A 15,752-nucleotide genomic window follows, 5' to 3' on the forward strand; every position below is an offset into this window, starting at 1 on the left:
GTCAAAAATAGGTAAAGTGTAGTGCACGCGACCCCAAAATTTTAAGGGGTTTCCAAACATCCTACAAGGTTATATGAGGAGACAACATATCTATGCCCCAGCTTGAGGCCAGCCCAACAATTGACTTTCAAACCGAAACTTACAAAGACGCTTACAGCCGCATCAACGCCATTGTGATTGAAGGCGAACAAGAAGCTCACGACAATTACCTGACACTGGCCGAACTGTTGGCTGACAAAAAGGAAGAGTTAATTGGCTTGTCCAAGATGGAGAACCGCCACATGAAAGGCTTCCAAGCTTGCGGCCGGAATCTCAAAGTCACGCCGGACATGGCATTTGCCAAGGAGTTCTTTTCGGATTTGCACAGCAACTTCCAAACGGCATCCGCCGAAGGTAAGGTTGTAACTTGCTTGCTGATTCAATCACTAATTATCGAGTGTTTTGCGATCGCAGCCTACAACATCTACATCCCCGTCGCCGATGACTTTGCCCGCAAAATCACCGAAGGCGTCGTCAAAGAAGAATACAGCCACCTCAACTTTGGGGAAGTCTGGCTGCAAGCTCACTTTGAAGAATCCAAAGCCGAACTCGAAGCCGCCAACCGCCAAAACCTGCCCATCATCTGGAGGCTGCTAAACGCTGTCGCAGACGATGCTAGCGTTTTGGGAATGGAAAAAGACGCCTTAATCGAAGACTTTATGATTGCCTACGGCGAAGCCCTAGGCAACATTGGCTTTAACAACCGCGACATCATGCGGATGTCAGCACAAGGCCTCGCAGCCTAATCAATTTGGAAATAAGGAATGGGATAAAAATTAAAAATTAAAACCTTTTAATTTTCCCTTCTTCGTTCTTCCTTACAAGGTCTTGCACCCCAATCAAGTTGGAAATAAAGAACGGGAACTAAATTAAAAAAAAATAATTTTCCCTTCTGACTTCTGACTTCTGACTTCTGACTTCTGACTTCTGACAACTAACAACTGTCCCAGGTCAACTGTCAACTGACTTCTTTCTTCTTCCTTCATTTGACAACTTAATGTTTGGTCTAATCGGTCACTTAACCAGCTTAGAACACGCCCAATCAGTAGCTAACGAGCTGGGCTATCCAGAATATGCCGATCAAGGGCTCGACTTTTGGTGCAGCGCACCGCCCCAAATAGTTGATCATATCACTGTCACTAGCATTACCGGGCAAAAAATAGAAGGCCGCTATGTGGAGTCGTGTTTTCTACCAGAAATGCTAGCCACTCGCCGGATCAAAGCAGCCACTCGCAAAATTATTAATGCGATGGCCCACGCTCAAAAAAACGGGATTAATATCACTGCTTTAGGTGGCTTTTCTTCGATCATTTTTGAAACCTTCAACTTGCAGCAAATTAAGCAAATTCGCAATCTCAAGTTGGAGTTTGAACGCTTCACCACTGGTAACACCCATACGGCTTACATCCTCTGCCGCCAAGTAGAAGAAGCAGCCCCAAAATTGGGGATTGAACTTTCAAAAGCCACTGTGGCGGTTTGCGGTGCTACTGGCGATATTGGCAGTGCTGTCTGCCGCTGGCTGAATGTTAAAACCAATGTAGCAGAATTGTTGCTCATTGCCCGCGACAAAGAACGATTGCAAGATTTGCAATCGGAATTGGGGCGAGGCAAAATCATGGATTTGGAAGAAGCCCTGCCCCAAGCGGATATTGTAGTCTGGGTAGCCAGTATGCCAAAGGGAGTAGAAATTGACCCCAAGACATTGAAGCAACCCTGTTTATTGATTGACGGTGGTTATCCGAAAAATCTGGCAACTCAGGTTCAGCATCCCGAAATTTACGTACTCAATGGCGGGATTGTGGAGCATTCCCTCGATATTGAGTGGAAGATTATGAAGATTGTGAATATGGATGTGCCGGGCCGGCAGTTATTTGCCTGTTTTGCCGAATCCATGCTGCTGGAATTTGAAAAGTTGTACACCAATTTTTCTTGGGGACGGAATCAAATTACTGTAGAAAAGATGGAGCAAATCGGCGAAATTTCCGTTAAGCACGGTTTCCGACCTTTGATGTCATTTTGATGTAATTTGTTGCGGTTATTGGTTATTGAGGAAAGTTTTTCTGATAATAACCAGTAACTTTTTCAAGGCTGACAACAGTAGAACTTGAGATGGTTTCTATTAAATACAGGTGCTTCTATGCCTCTTAATTTATGGAATCTTTGTTTGCTCCCACCCCAGGATTTACTCAGCAGCTACTCATTGAGTCAGCCCGTTGCCATTCAGGTACATCAGACGCTAGCGCAATTTCAACAGGCTTTGTCTCTAGAGGAATCTTTGCAGGCTAATACTATCAATGTCGCCTTGCAGCAACTCACCCCAGTAGAAGTCATTCCCTTGGCGAAAGAGTTCTTGACTGGTACTAACCTGAAGTACCAGCAAGTTCAAGAGTTCGATCGCTATATGGAAGTCCAACACGTTAAAGCCGAAGCACCTGCTAAGTTAATAGTTACGAGCCTGTTGAGAGCTGATCTAGGCTTTTTAGAAATCAGTGCAGGTCTTGATTTCACCGATCATAAAAACTCTGTTAAATCTGGATTTAAAACTTATGCTCTTCTCTTAATAAGAGCGTTCGGATTAGACGAATCCAATTTAATTAATAATATTGACAATCCCCAGAATTTAAGTAATTCTCATCCAAGTTTAAATATCGAAACCAACCCAACTCTTTCTCCGCTTCATGTCTGGAAGAAAGGACATTGGGTATTTTTAGTGTTTAGCCAAGCGTTAATTATTAGTTGAGAACGCTTGGTTGCTGCCATTGGTAACGACCAACTCGACCAAGCAAAAGTTGATTTAGAAACGACTACTAAACTTATGTATGCCTCGGGAGCCGCCATGAAATTAACTGGAAACTTTACGAGAGAGAAATATGAAAGTGACATTCGCCCTACTATGACTATTGGCAATACCCAGTCGTTAGTACAGTCAGAGAATTTAAGTGGGTTAATGATGTGGAATCACGATTATCTGATTAATGTCATTTGCAAGCAGAAGCTATTGCCCATCCTGAAAACTCTACCTAGCATCCTCGCAGCCGAACACGAAAATTTTGTCCGAGCTTATCAATGCGGAATATCTGAGGGACACAAGAGTATTTGTGAAAATTTTGGTGGAGGTGAAATAGGGTCTTTGATAGCTGCTTCCGAAAGTAGTGCCGCTATCAAAACTTTGGAAAAATTTGAAAAGAGCCGACTCAAACTACTCGACCCTACGGGTCAAGTAAAGGGGGGCTGTCCGCTAAATTTCAATTCTGAGAGCAAAGACTTCTCTGCAAAGGATTCCACCGAAGATTCTTCGCTTCGCTCAGAATGACAATTTTAAGCAGTTGTTAGTTCGCTCCGGGTGCGTCGCTGTGAGATATTCAATGGAACTTGCTCCCCTGACGGGTGGCGACGCACCTTACCTACTACAAGATTGTGTGTACCACATATACATAGAATATGCTGTATATTACGTATCATTGCGAGGAACGAAGCAATCCCAAAGCACAAGCGAATTGCGACGTTTAACGAACAATGACATCATGGCGTTTATTTATGTCCACTTACTTAACCAACCTATAAATTCACCAGAGGATGCAAATACATGACATTAGAAAAAGAAAGCTTGGGATTACTTCAAGAAGCACTAGCACGACTAGAAGAAGGTTTTCACAGCTTACCAAAATTCGATCGCTCTCCTAACCTAGATGCTATGCGAACCGTGCTTTTGGAAGTCGCAGAACGGATGCAAGACAATTATCCCTATCCCCATCCCCTCTACGCTGGGCAAATGCTCAAACCACCCACGGAAATTGCCCGCCTTGCATATACGCTATCGCTTTGGATCAATCCCAACAATCATGCCCTAGATGGTGGACGGGCAAGTTCGGCAATGGAGAAGGAAGCGGTGGCAGAAATTGCCAAGATGTTCGGTTGGGAAACTCATTTAGGACATCTAACAAGTGGCGGGACGATGGCGAATTTAGAGGCTTTGTGGGTTGCAGGAAATTTACAACCAAACAAAAAAGTTGTCGCCTCTACTCAGTCACACTATACTCATTCCAGAATTTGTGGTGTGCTTCGCATTCCCTTTCAATCTGTTCGGTGTGACAGTCGCGCCCGAATGGATGTAGCAGCCCTGGAAAAACTTTTACATGAAGATGATATTGGCACGGTTGTTGTTAGCATCGGGACGACAGCAACGGGTTCTGTAGATCCACTACCAGAAATTCTCGAACTTCAGGCTGAATATGGGTTCCGCATCCATGCCGATACCGCCTACGGCGGTTACTTTATGTTGGTAGAGAATCTTGATGCCGAAGCCAGAGCCGCTTTTGACTGTCTCAAACAAGTTGATTCGATTGTTGTCGATCCGCACAAACATGGACTACAGCCTTACGGCTGTGGCTGTATTGTTTTCAAAGATCCTTCTGTTGGGAAGCTTTATAAACATGATTCACCCTACACCTATTTTAGTTCTGAGGAACTGCATTTAGGTGAAATTAGTTTGGAATGTTCCAGAGCGGGTTCATCGGCGGTAGCACTCTGGGCAACTCAACGGTTATTACCTCTCATACCAGGTGGTGAGTTTACTGGCTATTTGAGTAAGTCGCGACAAGCAGCACTGACTCTTTTTGAGAAACTCCAAAATGATGCGCGATTTATAGTAGCTTTCCCGCCTGAATTAGATATCGTTGTTTGGGTAGTAAAATCTCAGAGTGCGAGTGAATCTTCCCGACTGGCAAAGGAGATTTTTCAAACGGCGGAACAGGAAAACCTCCACCTAGCTCTGGCTAATCTACCGAAAGAACTATTTTTAGAGACTGGGGAAGGAATCAATTGGGACCTAGAATCTATTACCTGTCTGCGTTCTTGTTTGATGAAACCAGAACATCTAGATTGGATTGACCGAATTTGGCAAACACTTGACTCGGTAACGACAAAGGTTATGTATGCAGTTTAAACCTAACTCGGTAGGCTTCACCATAATCCTTGGCGTACTGGCTGCACTGCTACCGCTATCAATAGATATGGGACTACCAGCATTTCCGGCCATTGGTACTTCACTAAATGCCTCTCCTGCGGCTGTAGGGCTAACACTCAGTCTATTTATGGTTGGTTATGCTACATCCCAACTCGCCTTTGGTTCCCTCTCCGATCGCTACGGGCGAAAACCGGTCTTACTCGCAGGTTGCGGACTCTTTGCATTTGCTAGTGCTGCTTGTGCGATCGCCCCATCAATTAATGCTCTCGTGGCTTGGCGCTACCTTCAGGGTGCTGGGGCTGGCGCTGGTGCAACGCTGATGCTGGCAATGGTTCGCGATCTGTTTGAAGGTGCTACGGCTCGCGTCCAACTTTCCTACATTAGCCTAGCGATCAACATAGCACCAATCATTGCACCAACAATTGGTGTGGGAATATTGGCGATCGCTAACTGGCGAGGTATCTATGGGTTATTAGCTGTAGGAGGGCTGATACTTTTACTAGCTATTGCACTCGGACTTGATGAGTCAATTAAAAGTCGGGATCTAAATGCTATCAAACCACATCGGCTGATCGGAAATTATCTGCGTGTTCTTAATAACCGAGTTTTTATTGGATATGCTCTTGTCGATGCACTCAGTTTTGGATGTCTGTTTGCTTACGTTGCAGCTTCATCACTTGTAATGATTAATGTTCTAGGGATATCAACAGCTACTTATGGGTTGATCTTTGCTTCAACTGGTATTGGTATTGTAGCTGGGTCTTTTCTCAGTGGACTACTGAACAATCGCGGTGTGCCATCACCAAGATTGCTTGGCTTTGGGTTAGTAATTTCTGCCACCTCAGCTATTACACTTGTATTAGTTTCGATGACTGGTGCGGCTCAGTTACTTACACTATTACCTCTTCTCATCATTAACACCTTTTGTTATGGGCTAATCGCACCTAATGCTATCCATCATGCACTTGAATCAGTAGAAGATACTGCTGGTAGTGCTGCTGCCGTAATTGGATTTCTGGAGATGTTGGGCGGTTCCTTAGCAAGTGTCCTAGTTAGCTTTTTCTTTGATGGACACACCGTGAATGTAATGTCTGAGGTAATGGCGTTATTTGCGATCGCTTCGCTTGCTACATATTCTCAACTACAATTTCAGAAATAAACATCTCCGAATAAGAATTAAATTATGTTAGGAAAATCTCAAAGGATGTTTGTTACCAAAAGTAACATCCAAAATTTGTAGGTTAGGTTTCGTAACCCCAACCCAACTACGGAGGTAATTTAATTCCCATTCCTTAATTGTAATCGTTTGTAAGTTTTACCAAATCTATGAATTTTCTCGAGAAAAACAGTGAAATCCTGTTCCAAATCATGCAGTCTGGTGATATCCAAGAGACTGCTACTTGTATCTCCCAGGTTTTTTCAAGTTTTGAGCCGATCGCCAAAGCCCTAAAAATTTCCTTTCATGAGTTTTATCGGCTGGCTTTACCTGTCTGTCAGAAAGCAGCCGATGAAGAAATATCGATAATCGCTAAACATCGGCAAACAGGAGAGGTAGTGGGGTTCATTATTTCCGAAGATTTTATGACAATCGATCAATACCCTCCGGAGGGTATTGATAATAAGTTTGAATCCGTTTTCTCTTTGCTGTCAGAATTGGAGGAAAATTACCGAAGTTGTAATCATGTTAAAGCCGGACAACTGCTGCATATTTTGATGCTGGGAGTCCAAGAGAAATACACTAAGAGACATATCGCTACAAATTTAGTGAGAGAAAACTTGAACTTAGCTAAACACCATAACTTTGAAATTGCTATGGCTGAAGCCACCAGCGTGGGTTCTGGGCACATATTTCGGAACCTTGGGTTTACTGAAGAGTTTGCCATTGAATACAAGTCATACAAGTTCAAGGGTAAACAGATTTTTAATTCTATTGAGAATCCTCCTAATTGCCTATTGATGTCCTCTCCAATTTGATCGTAGGAAAGTTTTGACGATTTTTGGAGATGTCTATTGCTGTTTCTTGACAGAGGGGTAATGTTTTGTTAATTAGAGGAGGTTAAAGGTCCACCACTTTTGAGCCAGTTTGCCAATTCGGAGCCTAATTGCTCACAAATCATAGTTTCATATTCTTCAATTTGCTCTTGAGTTAACAAATCCTGCCACCTGCCATTTTTTCCCTTTCCAAAGAAAGCCCCAGGCAGAAAACCAGGGGGCTGAAATTTTTCCCAATTAGTTGACATATATTCAAAGGAAGACTCATGCAAGATTGTCTTCATCTTTGCTGAGTCTATCTCTATATTGAGAAAGTTAGCAATTCTCGGGATTTCATTTGGCTTGTCATTGATTAAATTGGAATAGTGAACTAAAAGTACGTTGGGAAGATGTCTGGCCTTCCACCAATTATTTTTGACAAAAGTCCCAAAAATCCATCCCGGAAATTCTTCATTCTTTACCCACTTCTCCCAAAAATCTGGAAAACTGCCGGCAAACTGATTTCCGAAGTCCTTATAATATTTAGGATCTTGAGCTTTGAAATGATTATATAGAGACAGACCAATATCTCTCCCATCTCTGACTATGGAGATGTACTTCCATTCTGGATAGTATGGCAACGCATCGAAAGGCAAGTGACTTTTGAAAAATCTTGGAGCGGGCAAGTTCTCTATATGGTTAAGTTTGTCCTCTAACGAGCCAAAAAATATTTCGGGCTTCTCTTCTACCCAAGGACTTAAATCGTACAAATACTTAAAATCACTGTGTCCGTTAATAATTAAATTGACTATTTGCTGAGTCAAAGTTGTTCCAGATTTCGCGCAAGTAGCGATGATTATATCCGTCTTACGGGGGTGAATCGCCTTCCAAATAGTGGAATCAAATAGCTCGGTTTTGATTACTAAACTCATGTCCAATTGAACTCTATTTTTTTTACAGGATTTAGACGATGACAGAAGGGGTTAGTTCCTTCCTAGACAAGATATTATAGCGATCGTAAATGAATTGTGTAATTGTTGTAGGGGCAAACCCCCCGTGGTTGCCCCGATCCGTGGGGGTAGGCACGGCGGGGCACTACCCCTACATATTTGTACAACTGATTTAGGATTGCTATATATTTCTTGTGTGGCAAGGCAACTTAAGATCGGACATTGAAATAACAGGAGTGTATCAAATGCGAGCTACAGTATACTATGCAGCGGGCGACGTGCGCGTTGAGAGCGTTCCCGACCCAGTTATCGAGCAATCTACCGATGCCATTGTCCGCATTACTCATGCCTGTATTTGCGGTTCTGACCTATGGTTCTATCGAGGTTTAGAAGATTGGCAACAGGGTTGGAGAACAGGCCATGAATGGATGGGGGTGGTAGAAGAGGTAGGAGCGGACGTGCGGACAATGAAGAAAGGCGATCGCGTCCTCGCTCCCTTTGCTTTCTCTGACGGATCTTGCGAGTTCTGCGGCAAAGGGCTGCAAACCTCCTGCATTCAAGGTGGCTTTTGGGGAGGGAAGAACAACGGCGGACAAGCAGAAGCCGTGCGTGCGCCATTAGCCGACGGGACGCTAGTTGTGATTCCCAAAGCCGCCGAGAATGATGATGCCCTTCTTACCGCCATCCTGCCACTGACGGACGTGATGTCAACTGGTCACCATGCTGCGGTTTCAGCCGGTGTGCGTGACGGAAGTATAGTAGCTGTTGTGGGTGATGGTGCAGTCGGATTGTGCGGCGTACTGGCGGCGAAACGCTTGGGAGCGGCGCGGATCATCATGCTAGGTCGTCACAAACGACGCTTGGAAATAGCGCGACAATTTGGGGCTACGGATGTTGTCACCAGCCGGGGTGAAGAGGCGATTGGAGCCGTGTTGGAGATGACCCAAGGAGGCGCAGCATCTGTACTTGAATGCGTGGGTAGCGAGTCATCTATGGCGAGTGCGATCGCGATTGCTCGTCCAGGAGGAGCGATCGGATTTGTGGGAATGCCTCACGGTAACGGAACTATTAATATCCCCCGTTTGTTCATGTCCAATATTGCCTTACGGGGAGGAGTTGCGCCTGCTCGTGCCTATATTCCCGAACTCCTTGCTGATGTAGTGGCTGGTAAACTTGACCCTTCACCGGTTCTCGATATGACGATCGAACTTGATGATGTCCCAATGGGGTATGCCGCGATGGATAGCCGAGAAGCCATTAAAGTAATGGTGCGTCCCTCAAATGGTTGACACAAGGCAGTTCTGAGTCATAATTTTAAAAGTGCAATCTCAACCGTCAAATCTTAAGAGGACAAAAAAATAGCCCGGACTACAGATTATCAAAGAAAAGGAAACCTCTGGGTCTTGAACCGGATATTAGGTTTTAAAATCTTTCCTAACGGTGATGATTTTGAAGCAGATTTTGCAGCAGTGGGCAAAGCTGTACTTGTCTGCGCCAAGGGAGATGGCGTACTCGATCCAGCAGAACGAGACTGGCAAATTGGCTTCTTCAGTGCTTTGGGTGCTCCAGAATCTGTGCTTAAAGAATTGGAGATTTACGAAGCTAACGACGATCTGGCGGAGCTACTTGCGAACTCTTCCGATCGCATAAACAACTTGGTACAAACGGATATTGTCTATCAAGCTATTAAAGCTTCTGCCGCAGACGGTGAGTATAGCGAACAGGAACACGAAAAAATCTGTCAAATGGCTAAATTGTTAGGGGTGACTGCTGATGTAGTGGAGCAATTAGTAGAACTTCACAAAGAGGAAGAACAGCTTCGTTCCAAGCGGATTAAACTAATTTTTCCGAATGGAAGTCCTTATTAATGTTCTTACTTGGCTGTGAAAAGGCTCTCCTATATAGACCAGATTGTACCTGTTTTAACTGTTATTTCACCGGACATGATATAACCGGTAACTGTTAAGTAACAACTTCAGTCCAGGACGCAAGCTCGACGTTTTTCCTTGGGCTTGAGATGCTTCGCTACACTCAGAATGACAGAATGAGGTTATTCGTGCCTCCAGGACTGAACTTATCAAATAGGCTGAGATGATCTGAAGTTTTGAGCGCAGTTTTTGATAGTCATGACTTCGATGATTTTTTTGCCCATTTCCTCTGAGATGTCCAGAGCTTGGGAAAGTTCAACTAAGAAATCTTTTTCCTCTGTTGTGAAAACTCCGTCTACCAAAACCAAATCTGTAGCAATCGCAAAAGCTGTTTCTCGAAGCTGAGCATTCAATGCGTTTTTAGCTGCGGCAAATACTTCGGCCGGAGTGTACTGACTGCTCAATTTCAGAACTTTCTTAAATAGTTCTTGGAAGTGTTCGCCAGAATAAGAGCCGAACAAGCGAATGTGATTGGCGGCAAGGGTTTGTCTTTCGGCTTCCGATATTTCACCGTCGGCGGCAACAGCTAAGACTGAAATAGCTGTCAAAGCTTCCGACGGAGTGAGTTCGATCGCACTTGTGTCGGTTTTTGTACTTGGGAACAGTTCAGCAGGGTTAGGTCTTTTGTGGCTGTGGGCGGGCATAGGGGCGTGGGGAGTCGTACGGTTCAGTTGACAGTTGACAGCTACCTGGAAGCAAGAGGATTGGATTAATGAATAGTCTTCTTTTAATTTCTCCCTACAAGGGTTCCGGCTTTAAACCAATTCTTTCTGGTAAAACTCTGGGATTAAGCAAAAATAGTGTAGCAAAAAACGAGGCTCAAGCCTCAGGTTTTCAACTCGGGTTACGAAGAAAAACATAATTCAAAATTCAAAACTTCCGAGCAACCCTCTTTTTCAGTGTCAACTGACAAGGTAGGATCGGGAAACAGTCGATCGACCAAACCTTAAAAACCCTATAGAAATTATCAGCGTGGCAAACCCAGACCGCAAACCACTACTCCTAGATTTTGAAAAGCCCCTGGCCGAACTCGAAACCAGAATTCACCAGATTCGCCAACTCGCCGAAGAAAACGCCGTCGATGTCACCGACGAAATTCGCAAACTAGAAGCTCGCAGCGCCCAACTGCGACAAGAAATTTTCAGCAGCTTGTCCCCCATGCAGCGGCTGCAACTCGCCCGTCACCCGCGCCGCCCCAGCACCCTCGATTACATTCAAGCAATTAGCGACGAGTGGATCGAGCTTCACGGCGATCGGCGAGGGGGAGACGACCCGGCCCTCGTCGGCGGAATTGCCCGCATAGACGGGCGTCCTACGGTCATTATCGGCCATCAAAAAGGACGCGACACCAAAGACAACATCGCCCGCAACTTCGGCATGGCCGCTCCGGGCGGATACCGCAAAGCCCTGCGGTTGATGGAACACGCCGATCGCTTCAGTATGCCAATTTTCACCTTTATCGACACTCCCGGGGCTTGGGCGGGCTTAGAAGCCGAACAGCTCGGACAAGGAGAAGCGATTGCGTGCAACCTCCGAGAAATGTTTCGCCTCGATGTTCCGATTATCTGCACTGTCATCGGCGAAGGCGGTTCCGGCGGCGCTTTGGGAATTGGTGTCGGCGAGCGGCTGTTGATGCTGGAGCATTCTGTTTATACCGTAGCCACCCCCGAAGCTTGTGCTGCCATCCTCTGGAAAGACTCTGGGAAAGCCAACTTAGCCGCCGAAGCCCTCAAAATTACTTCCTGGGATTTGAAAAACCTCGGCGTTCTCGATCAGATAGTACCCGAACCCGTTGGTGGCGCTCACTCCAATCCCCTGAAAGCTGCGGCGATGCTCAAAGGAGCTTTGTTAGAAAACTTAGCAGAATTGACACAGCTCACGGGCCAGCAGCGGCGCCAGCTCCGGTATCAAAAGTTTCGCCACATTGGTGTATTCACTGAAATGTCTGCTTGAGCCGATCGCTCCTTTGAGTTATTAGTTGTGAATTACAAATTTCTTAACTTCACGCTCATAACTAATAACTCACGCCTGACTGTTCTGCGAATCTGTCAGCAGTGTTATAATTTCTCAGGTGATCTCGGCTTAACAGTTCTTAATGTTGCTCTCATAATTAATTGTTATCAGCCGTACCAGACAGTTGTCTGATTTGCCGAAAAAGGCTGCAATGCTTGACGGGTAGTTGCCGATCGAAAGTATGCGAAAAGTAGTCCCAGATGCCTTGGGCAATGGGATAAAGGGTTTAGTAGTTCACAAGCGTCAAGCTAACACTTGCCAACTAATTTCCGTGTTTTTCGTAAAATTAGGAACTATCAGGACACGCTAATGAACGATCGAACAACAAAGCAGGCTCTGATTACCGGAGCCAGCAGCGGTATTGGCAAAGCGACTGCTCTAGCGTTCGCTGCCGCGGGCATAAATCTAGCCTTAGTTAGCCGAGAGTCAGAAAACCTAGAAGCTGTTGCCGCAGCAGCCCGAGAATTCGGAGTGAAAGCAGAAGCTTATCCCTTAGACTTGGCAAAAATTGAGCAAGTGCAAAGCGGAATCAGCGCGATCTCCGCTCAATTCGGGCCCGTGGATATTCTGGTCAACAGCGCTGGCATGGGCTACACCGGCTCCTTGACCGAAACGCCCCTAGCCGACTGGCAGAACGTTCTAGACCTCAATCTTACTAGCGTTTGGCAGTGCATTCTAGGAATTTTGCCGGGAATGCGCGATCGCCGATCGGGAATCATCATCAACGTTTCCTCGATCGCCGGCAGCCAAACCTTCCCCAACTGGGGAGCCTACTGCGTCAGCAAATTCGGTCTCATGGCTTTGTCCAAGACATTAGCCGCCGAAGAACGGGCTCGCGGAATTCGCGTCACAGCCATCTGTCCGGGTTCTGTCAACACTCCCATGTGGGACACAGAGAGCGTCCAAGCCGATTTCGATCGCACCGCGATGTTAACTCCAGAAATCGTCGCCCAATCAATTCTGCACGCAGTTCAGTTGCCGGCAAGTGCAGTAATTGAAGAAATCACGCTGATGTCCAACGCCGGAGTTTTGTGAACTTGAGATTGTAAACTGCTGGATTTTTCTGGAATTCAACAATCTTTGAATCTCTAGCTCTATCCCCCAATCGAAAATCGCAAATCGCAAATCGATAGGTCTATGCCCAATCGAAAATCGCCAATCGAAAATAGATTCATCCTCACACCAACTTTTTATGACAATTGCATCGAACAGCGGTTCCAATGGCTCGAGCTCAATCTCTACTGACAGCATGAAACTGTTAGAAACCGCAGACAACAACGCCCCGCGGATCACCACTCGACCCGATCGCAATTCCTCGAACGGTCAAGAATCCAACGTACCCGTAGCCTCAGAAGTAGGCCAGGAAGAAATGATGGAGGCCGTTCGGACGCTGCTGCTGGGAGTAGGAGAAGACCCCGAACGCGAAGGATTGCTCAAAACCCCGAAGCGGGTAGCAGAAGCAATGCGGTTTCTCACCAGCGGTTACAGTCAATCCCTCGAAGAACTCCTCAACGGCGCTATCTTTGACGAAGGTCACAACGAAATGGTACTGGTGCGAGACATCAGCGTATTCAGTATGTGCGAACACCATATGTTGCCATTTATGGGTCGAGTTCACGTCGCTTATATTCCCAACCAAAAAGTAGTGGGACTGAGCAAATTAGCCAGAATTGTCGAGATGTACAGCCGCCGGTTGCAGGTGCAAGAACGTTTGACGCGCCAAATTGCTGAAGCAGTTCAGACAATATTGGAACCGCAGGGAGTTGCTGTTGTGATGGAAGCCAGTCATATGTGCATGACGATGCGGGGCGTGCAAAAACCCGGTGCTTGGACGGTGACAAGTGCCATGTTGGGAGTGTTTCAAGAAGAACAGAAAACTCGCGAGGAATTCTTGAATTTGATCCGCCATCAACCGGCATTCTTTTAGTCAGTTGTCAGTTGTCGGTTGACCTGTGACAGTTGTCAGTTGTCAGTTGTCAGTTGTCGGTTGACCTGTGACAGTTGTCAGTTGTCGGTTGACCTGTGACAGTTGACAGTTGTCAGTTGTCAGTTGTCGGTTGACCTGTGACAGTTGTCAGTTGATGACTGCTTACTGCTGACTAATGATGACTTTTAACCAGCCGCTTATAAAAACCTAGGCAAACCTGGGTAAACTCTGCGGTATAAGTTTAAAACATTCTTACAAGCGCGCTTGACGCTTCCCCGACATCGAGGTTGACCAAGAAACTCCAGTTAGAAACGCTATAATAATCACAACGACGTGATATTACAGCGGAACGTTTGATTTGTTTATTCAGTTGGTTCCACTCGCTCTCAGGAGTGCTTTTCTGAATTCACTTCAGAATAGGCGGTTAAGGAGCGAGGTACTTTTTCACTCAATTTCATAGCCCTGCGAGCAATTACCAGTGCAGCCGCTTCATCACTAGCTAATCCATACATTCTCAGGTATTTCATCAAACCGATAATGCTTGAATAAGCTGGATTGACTGCAATTAACTCAATGCCACGATTCGACAAAATAGAACCCAGTTGCTTGTAGAACTCACGCTCTCGCCCAGCCCGACAACATCCGAGCATACTTTCTACTTTTTTCTCCCAGTGACTGCTTTTTTGTTGAGAAATCAAGTTCCTCACAAACTACGGGACATTCAAATTCCGTGGCTTTTATTGCTAGTTGCAAACAGGCATCAACAATTTGAGCCTGTTGTTTGCCGTTCGGTAAGCCCATCTGCAATGGAATCTGCCCTTTGGCTTTGAGATTCCCTTGAGAATCAACATACGCCCACCCAATAGAACCGGGGTTCATGTCGATACCAATGCAACCGTACATTCTCTCTCTAGAAACCTGCTTCACGGGATTTGGGGTAAACTGCACGGCGACAACCCACTTTCCATTCTTACGATAGAAATGCCAAGTTTTAGCACCGCATTCTGGTAATCTGTTGATGTTGCGGCTAAAATCACCAATAACAGAGGACACGGTTTTTCCGAATCGTGACTCCAAGCACTTAGGGACTCGAAAAGTTATTTTATCCCCATTCCACTGACAAACTTGATTGCCAAAAGACTCATCCTTCGAGGCGACGACAAAAAAATCGCCATGAGGGATGAAAACTTTGACTGGCTTAAGCCTTAAATGTTTTAGTTTATTACTTAATAATGTCAGTTTACGCTTTTTGTTGTGAATCTGAAAGCGCAAATTATGCCAGTTTGTGGATTTATATTGCAGCGAGCAAGCTATGGGAAAATTACAACCTGTTTTTGACTTGGGCAATTTTTTCTTGGCATAAAATTTGCGAGCTAATGCCAACTTACGCTCGGCTTTCTGGAGCCACGCACTAATAGAGTTAATCTTGACTTCAAGAGTTTTCAGGTGTAAAATCCTATGTTCTTTTGCGCCGTCTACACGACATGAGGCAGAACTGATTACACCATTGGCGTGGCGCTTGTTGATGCCGTAGGTTTGCTGTAAGTGCGTGTTCCAATCGGATTTCTTGAAAGGAGCGCCTGAAAGTAAGTGGTTAATTGTTTCAATGCTTGCAGTCCGAAAAATCGGGGCGTAAGCCTCTAAAAACATCTCGAAAGTTGTTTTTCCGAGTTCGTTAAGCTCATACACTGGTGTGGGCAAGCCTTTGCAATAAGTTAGGGTAGCCATTGATTCTCCCTGTCAATGCGGCTAGATTTTTACTATGTTAGACGATATCGCCTGTGTCCGCCATCTGTGCCGACGGACGTTCTGAAGGCCTTCTTTTTCAGGGCGCCGTATCGTCGTGTCAACGCTCACGGCCTTAAGCTCTGTGGCTCTGGCCAATACTCATCAATCTATCCAGTGATTTACCGGGAGTTTACTCACTTGCATCCTAGGTAAGTCTAGGTAAATTGTCA

At 45.6% G+C, this 15,752-nt stretch carries 16 protein-coding genes; 12 read left to right on the forward strand and 4 right to left on the reverse strand.

Going from position 1 to position 15,752, the window contains the following annotated elements:
* Nucleotides 1-92: 92 nt before the first annotated feature.
* The 7 genes from QUB64_RS21550 (at nt 93) to QUB64_RS21580 (ending at nt 6,979) form a co-directional block, all read left to right on the forward strand.
* Nucleotides 93-785: an aldehyde oxygenase (deformylating) gene (locus QUB64_RS21550; RefSeq protein WP_333266712.1), complete on the forward strand. Its 693-nt coding sequence runs from the start codon at nt 93-95 to the stop codon at nt 783-785.
* Between the two features lie 251 nt (nt 786-1,036).
* Nucleotides 1,037-2,059, forward strand: coding sequence for a long-chain acyl-[acyl-carrier-protein] reductase (locus tag QUB64_RS21555; protein ID WP_293132515.1), 1,023 nt, complete (start codon nt 1,037-1,039; stop codon nt 2,057-2,059).
* A gap of 117 nt (nt 2,060-2,176) precedes the next feature.
* Nucleotides 2,177-2,779, forward strand: coding sequence for a hypothetical protein (locus tag QUB64_RS21560; RefSeq protein ID WP_333266719.1), 603 nt, complete (start codon nt 2,177-2,179; stop codon nt 2,777-2,779).
* A gap of 6 nt (nt 2,780-2,785) precedes the next feature.
* Nucleotides 2,786-3,352, forward strand: coding sequence for a hypothetical protein (locus QUB64_RS21565; protein WP_333266721.1), 567 nt, complete (start codon nt 2,786-2,788; stop codon nt 3,350-3,352).
* Nucleotides 3,353-3,625: 273 nt separating this feature from the next.
* Nucleotides 3,626-4,984 (forward strand): pyridoxal phosphate-dependent decarboxylase family protein, encoded by a 1,359-nt coding sequence (locus QUB64_RS21570; RefSeq protein WP_333266723.1) that lies wholly within the window; start codon nt 3,626-3,628, stop codon nt 4,982-4,984.
* Complete coding sequence (locus QUB64_RS21575; protein WP_333266725.1) at nt 4,974-6,164, forward strand: multidrug effflux MFS transporter; 1,191 nt, start codon at nt 4,974-4,976, stop codon at nt 6,162-6,164. Before QUB64_RS21570 ends, QUB64_RS21575 begins: the two co-directional genes overlap by 11 nt.
* Before the next feature lie 167 nt (nt 6,165-6,331).
* The gene (locus QUB64_RS21580; protein WP_333266727.1) at nt 6,332-6,979 is read left to right on the forward strand and encodes a GNAT family N-acetyltransferase; all 648 of its coding nucleotides are present in this window, start codon (nt 6,332-6,334) and stop codon (nt 6,977-6,979) included.
* A gap of 68 nt (nt 6,980-7,047) precedes the next feature.
* On the opposite strand, the gene QUB64_RS21585 is transcribed toward QUB64_RS21580, so the two are convergent.
* Nucleotides 7,048-7,908, reverse strand: a complete 861-nt coding sequence (locus QUB64_RS21585; RefSeq protein ID WP_333266729.1) for a sulfotransferase domain-containing protein — start codon at nt 7,906-7,908, stop codon at nt 7,048-7,050.
* A gap of 263 nt (nt 7,909-8,171) precedes the next feature.
* Here QUB64_RS21585 and QUB64_RS21590 point away from each other — a divergent pair, with 263 nt between their 5' ends.
* Nucleotides 8,172-9,215, forward strand: coding sequence for a zinc-dependent alcohol dehydrogenase family protein (locus QUB64_RS21590; RefSeq protein WP_333266731.1), 1,044 nt, complete (start codon nt 8,172-8,174; stop codon nt 9,213-9,215).
* Between the two features lie 114 nt (nt 9,216-9,329).
* Nucleotides 9,330-9,794: a hypothetical protein gene (locus tag QUB64_RS21595; RefSeq protein ID WP_333266733.1), complete on the forward strand. Its 465-nt coding sequence runs from the start codon at nt 9,330-9,332 to the stop codon at nt 9,792-9,794.
* Between the two features lie 209 nt (nt 9,795-10,003).
* Here the strand turns inward: QUB64_RS21595 and QUB64_RS21600 are convergent, their stop codons facing one another.
* Nucleotides 10,004-10,498 carry a tellurite resistance TerB family protein gene (locus QUB64_RS21600; protein ID WP_333266735.1) on the reverse strand — a complete coding sequence of 165 codons (495 nt, stop codon included), beginning with the start codon at nt 10,496-10,498 and terminating at the stop codon, nt 10,004-10,006.
* Between the two features lie 328 nt (nt 10,499-10,826).
* Between QUB64_RS21600 and accA the strand changes: the two genes are divergently transcribed.
* The 3 genes from accA to folE all read left to right on the forward strand — a co-directional run bounded on the left by accA (nt 10,827) and on the right by folE (nt 13,794).
* Entirely contained in the window at nt 10,827-11,807 is a 981-nt protein-coding gene (accA, locus tag QUB64_RS21605) for an acetyl-CoA carboxylase carboxyl transferase subunit alpha (protein ID WP_333266737.1), read from the forward strand.
* A gap of 369 nt (nt 11,808-12,176) precedes the next feature.
* Nucleotides 12,177-12,902, forward strand: coding sequence for an SDR family oxidoreductase (locus QUB64_RS21610; RefSeq protein ID WP_333266739.1), 726 nt, complete (start codon nt 12,177-12,179; stop codon nt 12,900-12,902).
* Nucleotides 12,903-13,059: 157 nt separating this feature from the next.
* Nucleotides 13,060-13,794 (forward strand): GTP cyclohydrolase I FolE, encoded by a 735-nt coding sequence (folE, locus tag QUB64_RS21615; RefSeq protein WP_333266741.1) that lies wholly within the window; start codon nt 13,060-13,062, stop codon nt 13,792-13,794.
* Between the two features lie 386 nt (nt 13,795-14,180).
* Here the strand turns inward: folE and QUB64_RS21620 are convergent, their stop codons facing one another.
* Together QUB64_RS21620 and QUB64_RS21625 are read right to left on the reverse strand one after the other, a co-directional pair.
* Complete coding sequence (locus tag QUB64_RS21620) at nt 14,181-14,384, reverse strand: hypothetical protein (RefSeq protein ID WP_333343322.1); 204 nt, start codon at nt 14,382-14,384, stop codon at nt 14,181-14,183.
* Nucleotides 14,385-14,409: 25 nt separating this feature from the next.
* Nucleotides 14,410-15,444, reverse strand: coding sequence for a hypothetical protein (locus tag QUB64_RS21625; protein WP_333266745.1), 1,035 nt, complete (start codon nt 15,442-15,444; stop codon nt 14,410-14,412).
* Nucleotides 15,445-15,752: the final 308 nt, after the last annotated feature.

Origin of the sequence: Microcoleus sp. Aus8_D2 (genome assembly GCF_036702665.1) — a bacterium.
Taxonomy (GTDB): Bacteria; Cyanobacteriota; Cyanobacteriia; order Cyanobacteriales; family Microcoleaceae; genus Microcoleus.

What these genes read in the sequence shown, in the direction of transcription:
- QUB64_RS21550 (WP_333266712.1), top strand. Translation starts at nt 93, where the DNA reads ATGCCCCAGCTTGAGGCCAGCCCAACAATTGACTTTCAAACCGAAACT.
- QUB64_RS21555 (WP_293132515.1), top strand. Translation starts at nt 1,037, where the DNA reads ATGTTTGGTCTAATCGGTCACTTAACCAGCTTAGAACACGCCCAATCA.
- QUB64_RS21560 (WP_333266719.1), top strand. Translation starts at nt 2,177, where the DNA reads ATGCCTCTTAATTTATGGAATCTTTGTTTGCTCCCACCCCAGGATTTA.
- QUB64_RS21570 (WP_333266723.1), top strand. Translation starts at nt 3,626, where the DNA reads ATGACATTAGAAAAAGAAAGCTTGGGATTACTTCAAGAAGCACTAGCA.
- QUB64_RS21575 (WP_333266725.1), top strand. Translation starts at nt 4,974, where the DNA reads ATGCAGTTTAAACCTAACTCGGTAGGCTTCACCATAATCCTTGGCGTA.
- QUB64_RS21580 (WP_333266727.1), top strand. Translation starts at nt 6,332, where the DNA reads ATGAATTTTCTCGAGAAAAACAGTGAAATCCTGTTCCAAATCATGCAG.
- QUB64_RS21585 (WP_333266729.1), bottom strand. Translation starts at nt 7,908, where the DNA reads ATGAGTTTAGTAATCAAAACCGAGCTATTTGATTCCACTATTTGGAAG.
- QUB64_RS21590 (WP_333266731.1), top strand. Translation starts at nt 8,172, where the DNA reads ATGCGAGCTACAGTATACTATGCAGCGGGCGACGTGCGCGTTGAGAGC.
- QUB64_RS21600 (WP_333266735.1), bottom strand. Translation starts at nt 10,498, where the DNA reads ATGCCCGCCCACAGCCACAAAAGACCTAACCCTGCTGAACTGTTCCCA.
- QUB64_RS21610 (WP_333266739.1), top strand. Translation starts at nt 12,177, where the DNA reads ATGAACGATCGAACAACAAAGCAGGCTCTGATTACCGGAGCCAGCAGC.
- folE (WP_333266741.1), top strand. Translation starts at nt 13,060, where the DNA reads ATGACAATTGCATCGAACAGCGGTTCCAATGGCTCGAGCTCAATCTCT.
- QUB64_RS21625 (WP_333266745.1), bottom strand. Translation starts at nt 15,444, where the DNA reads ATGTTTTTAGAGGCTTACGCCCCGATTTTTCGGACTGCAAGCATTGAA.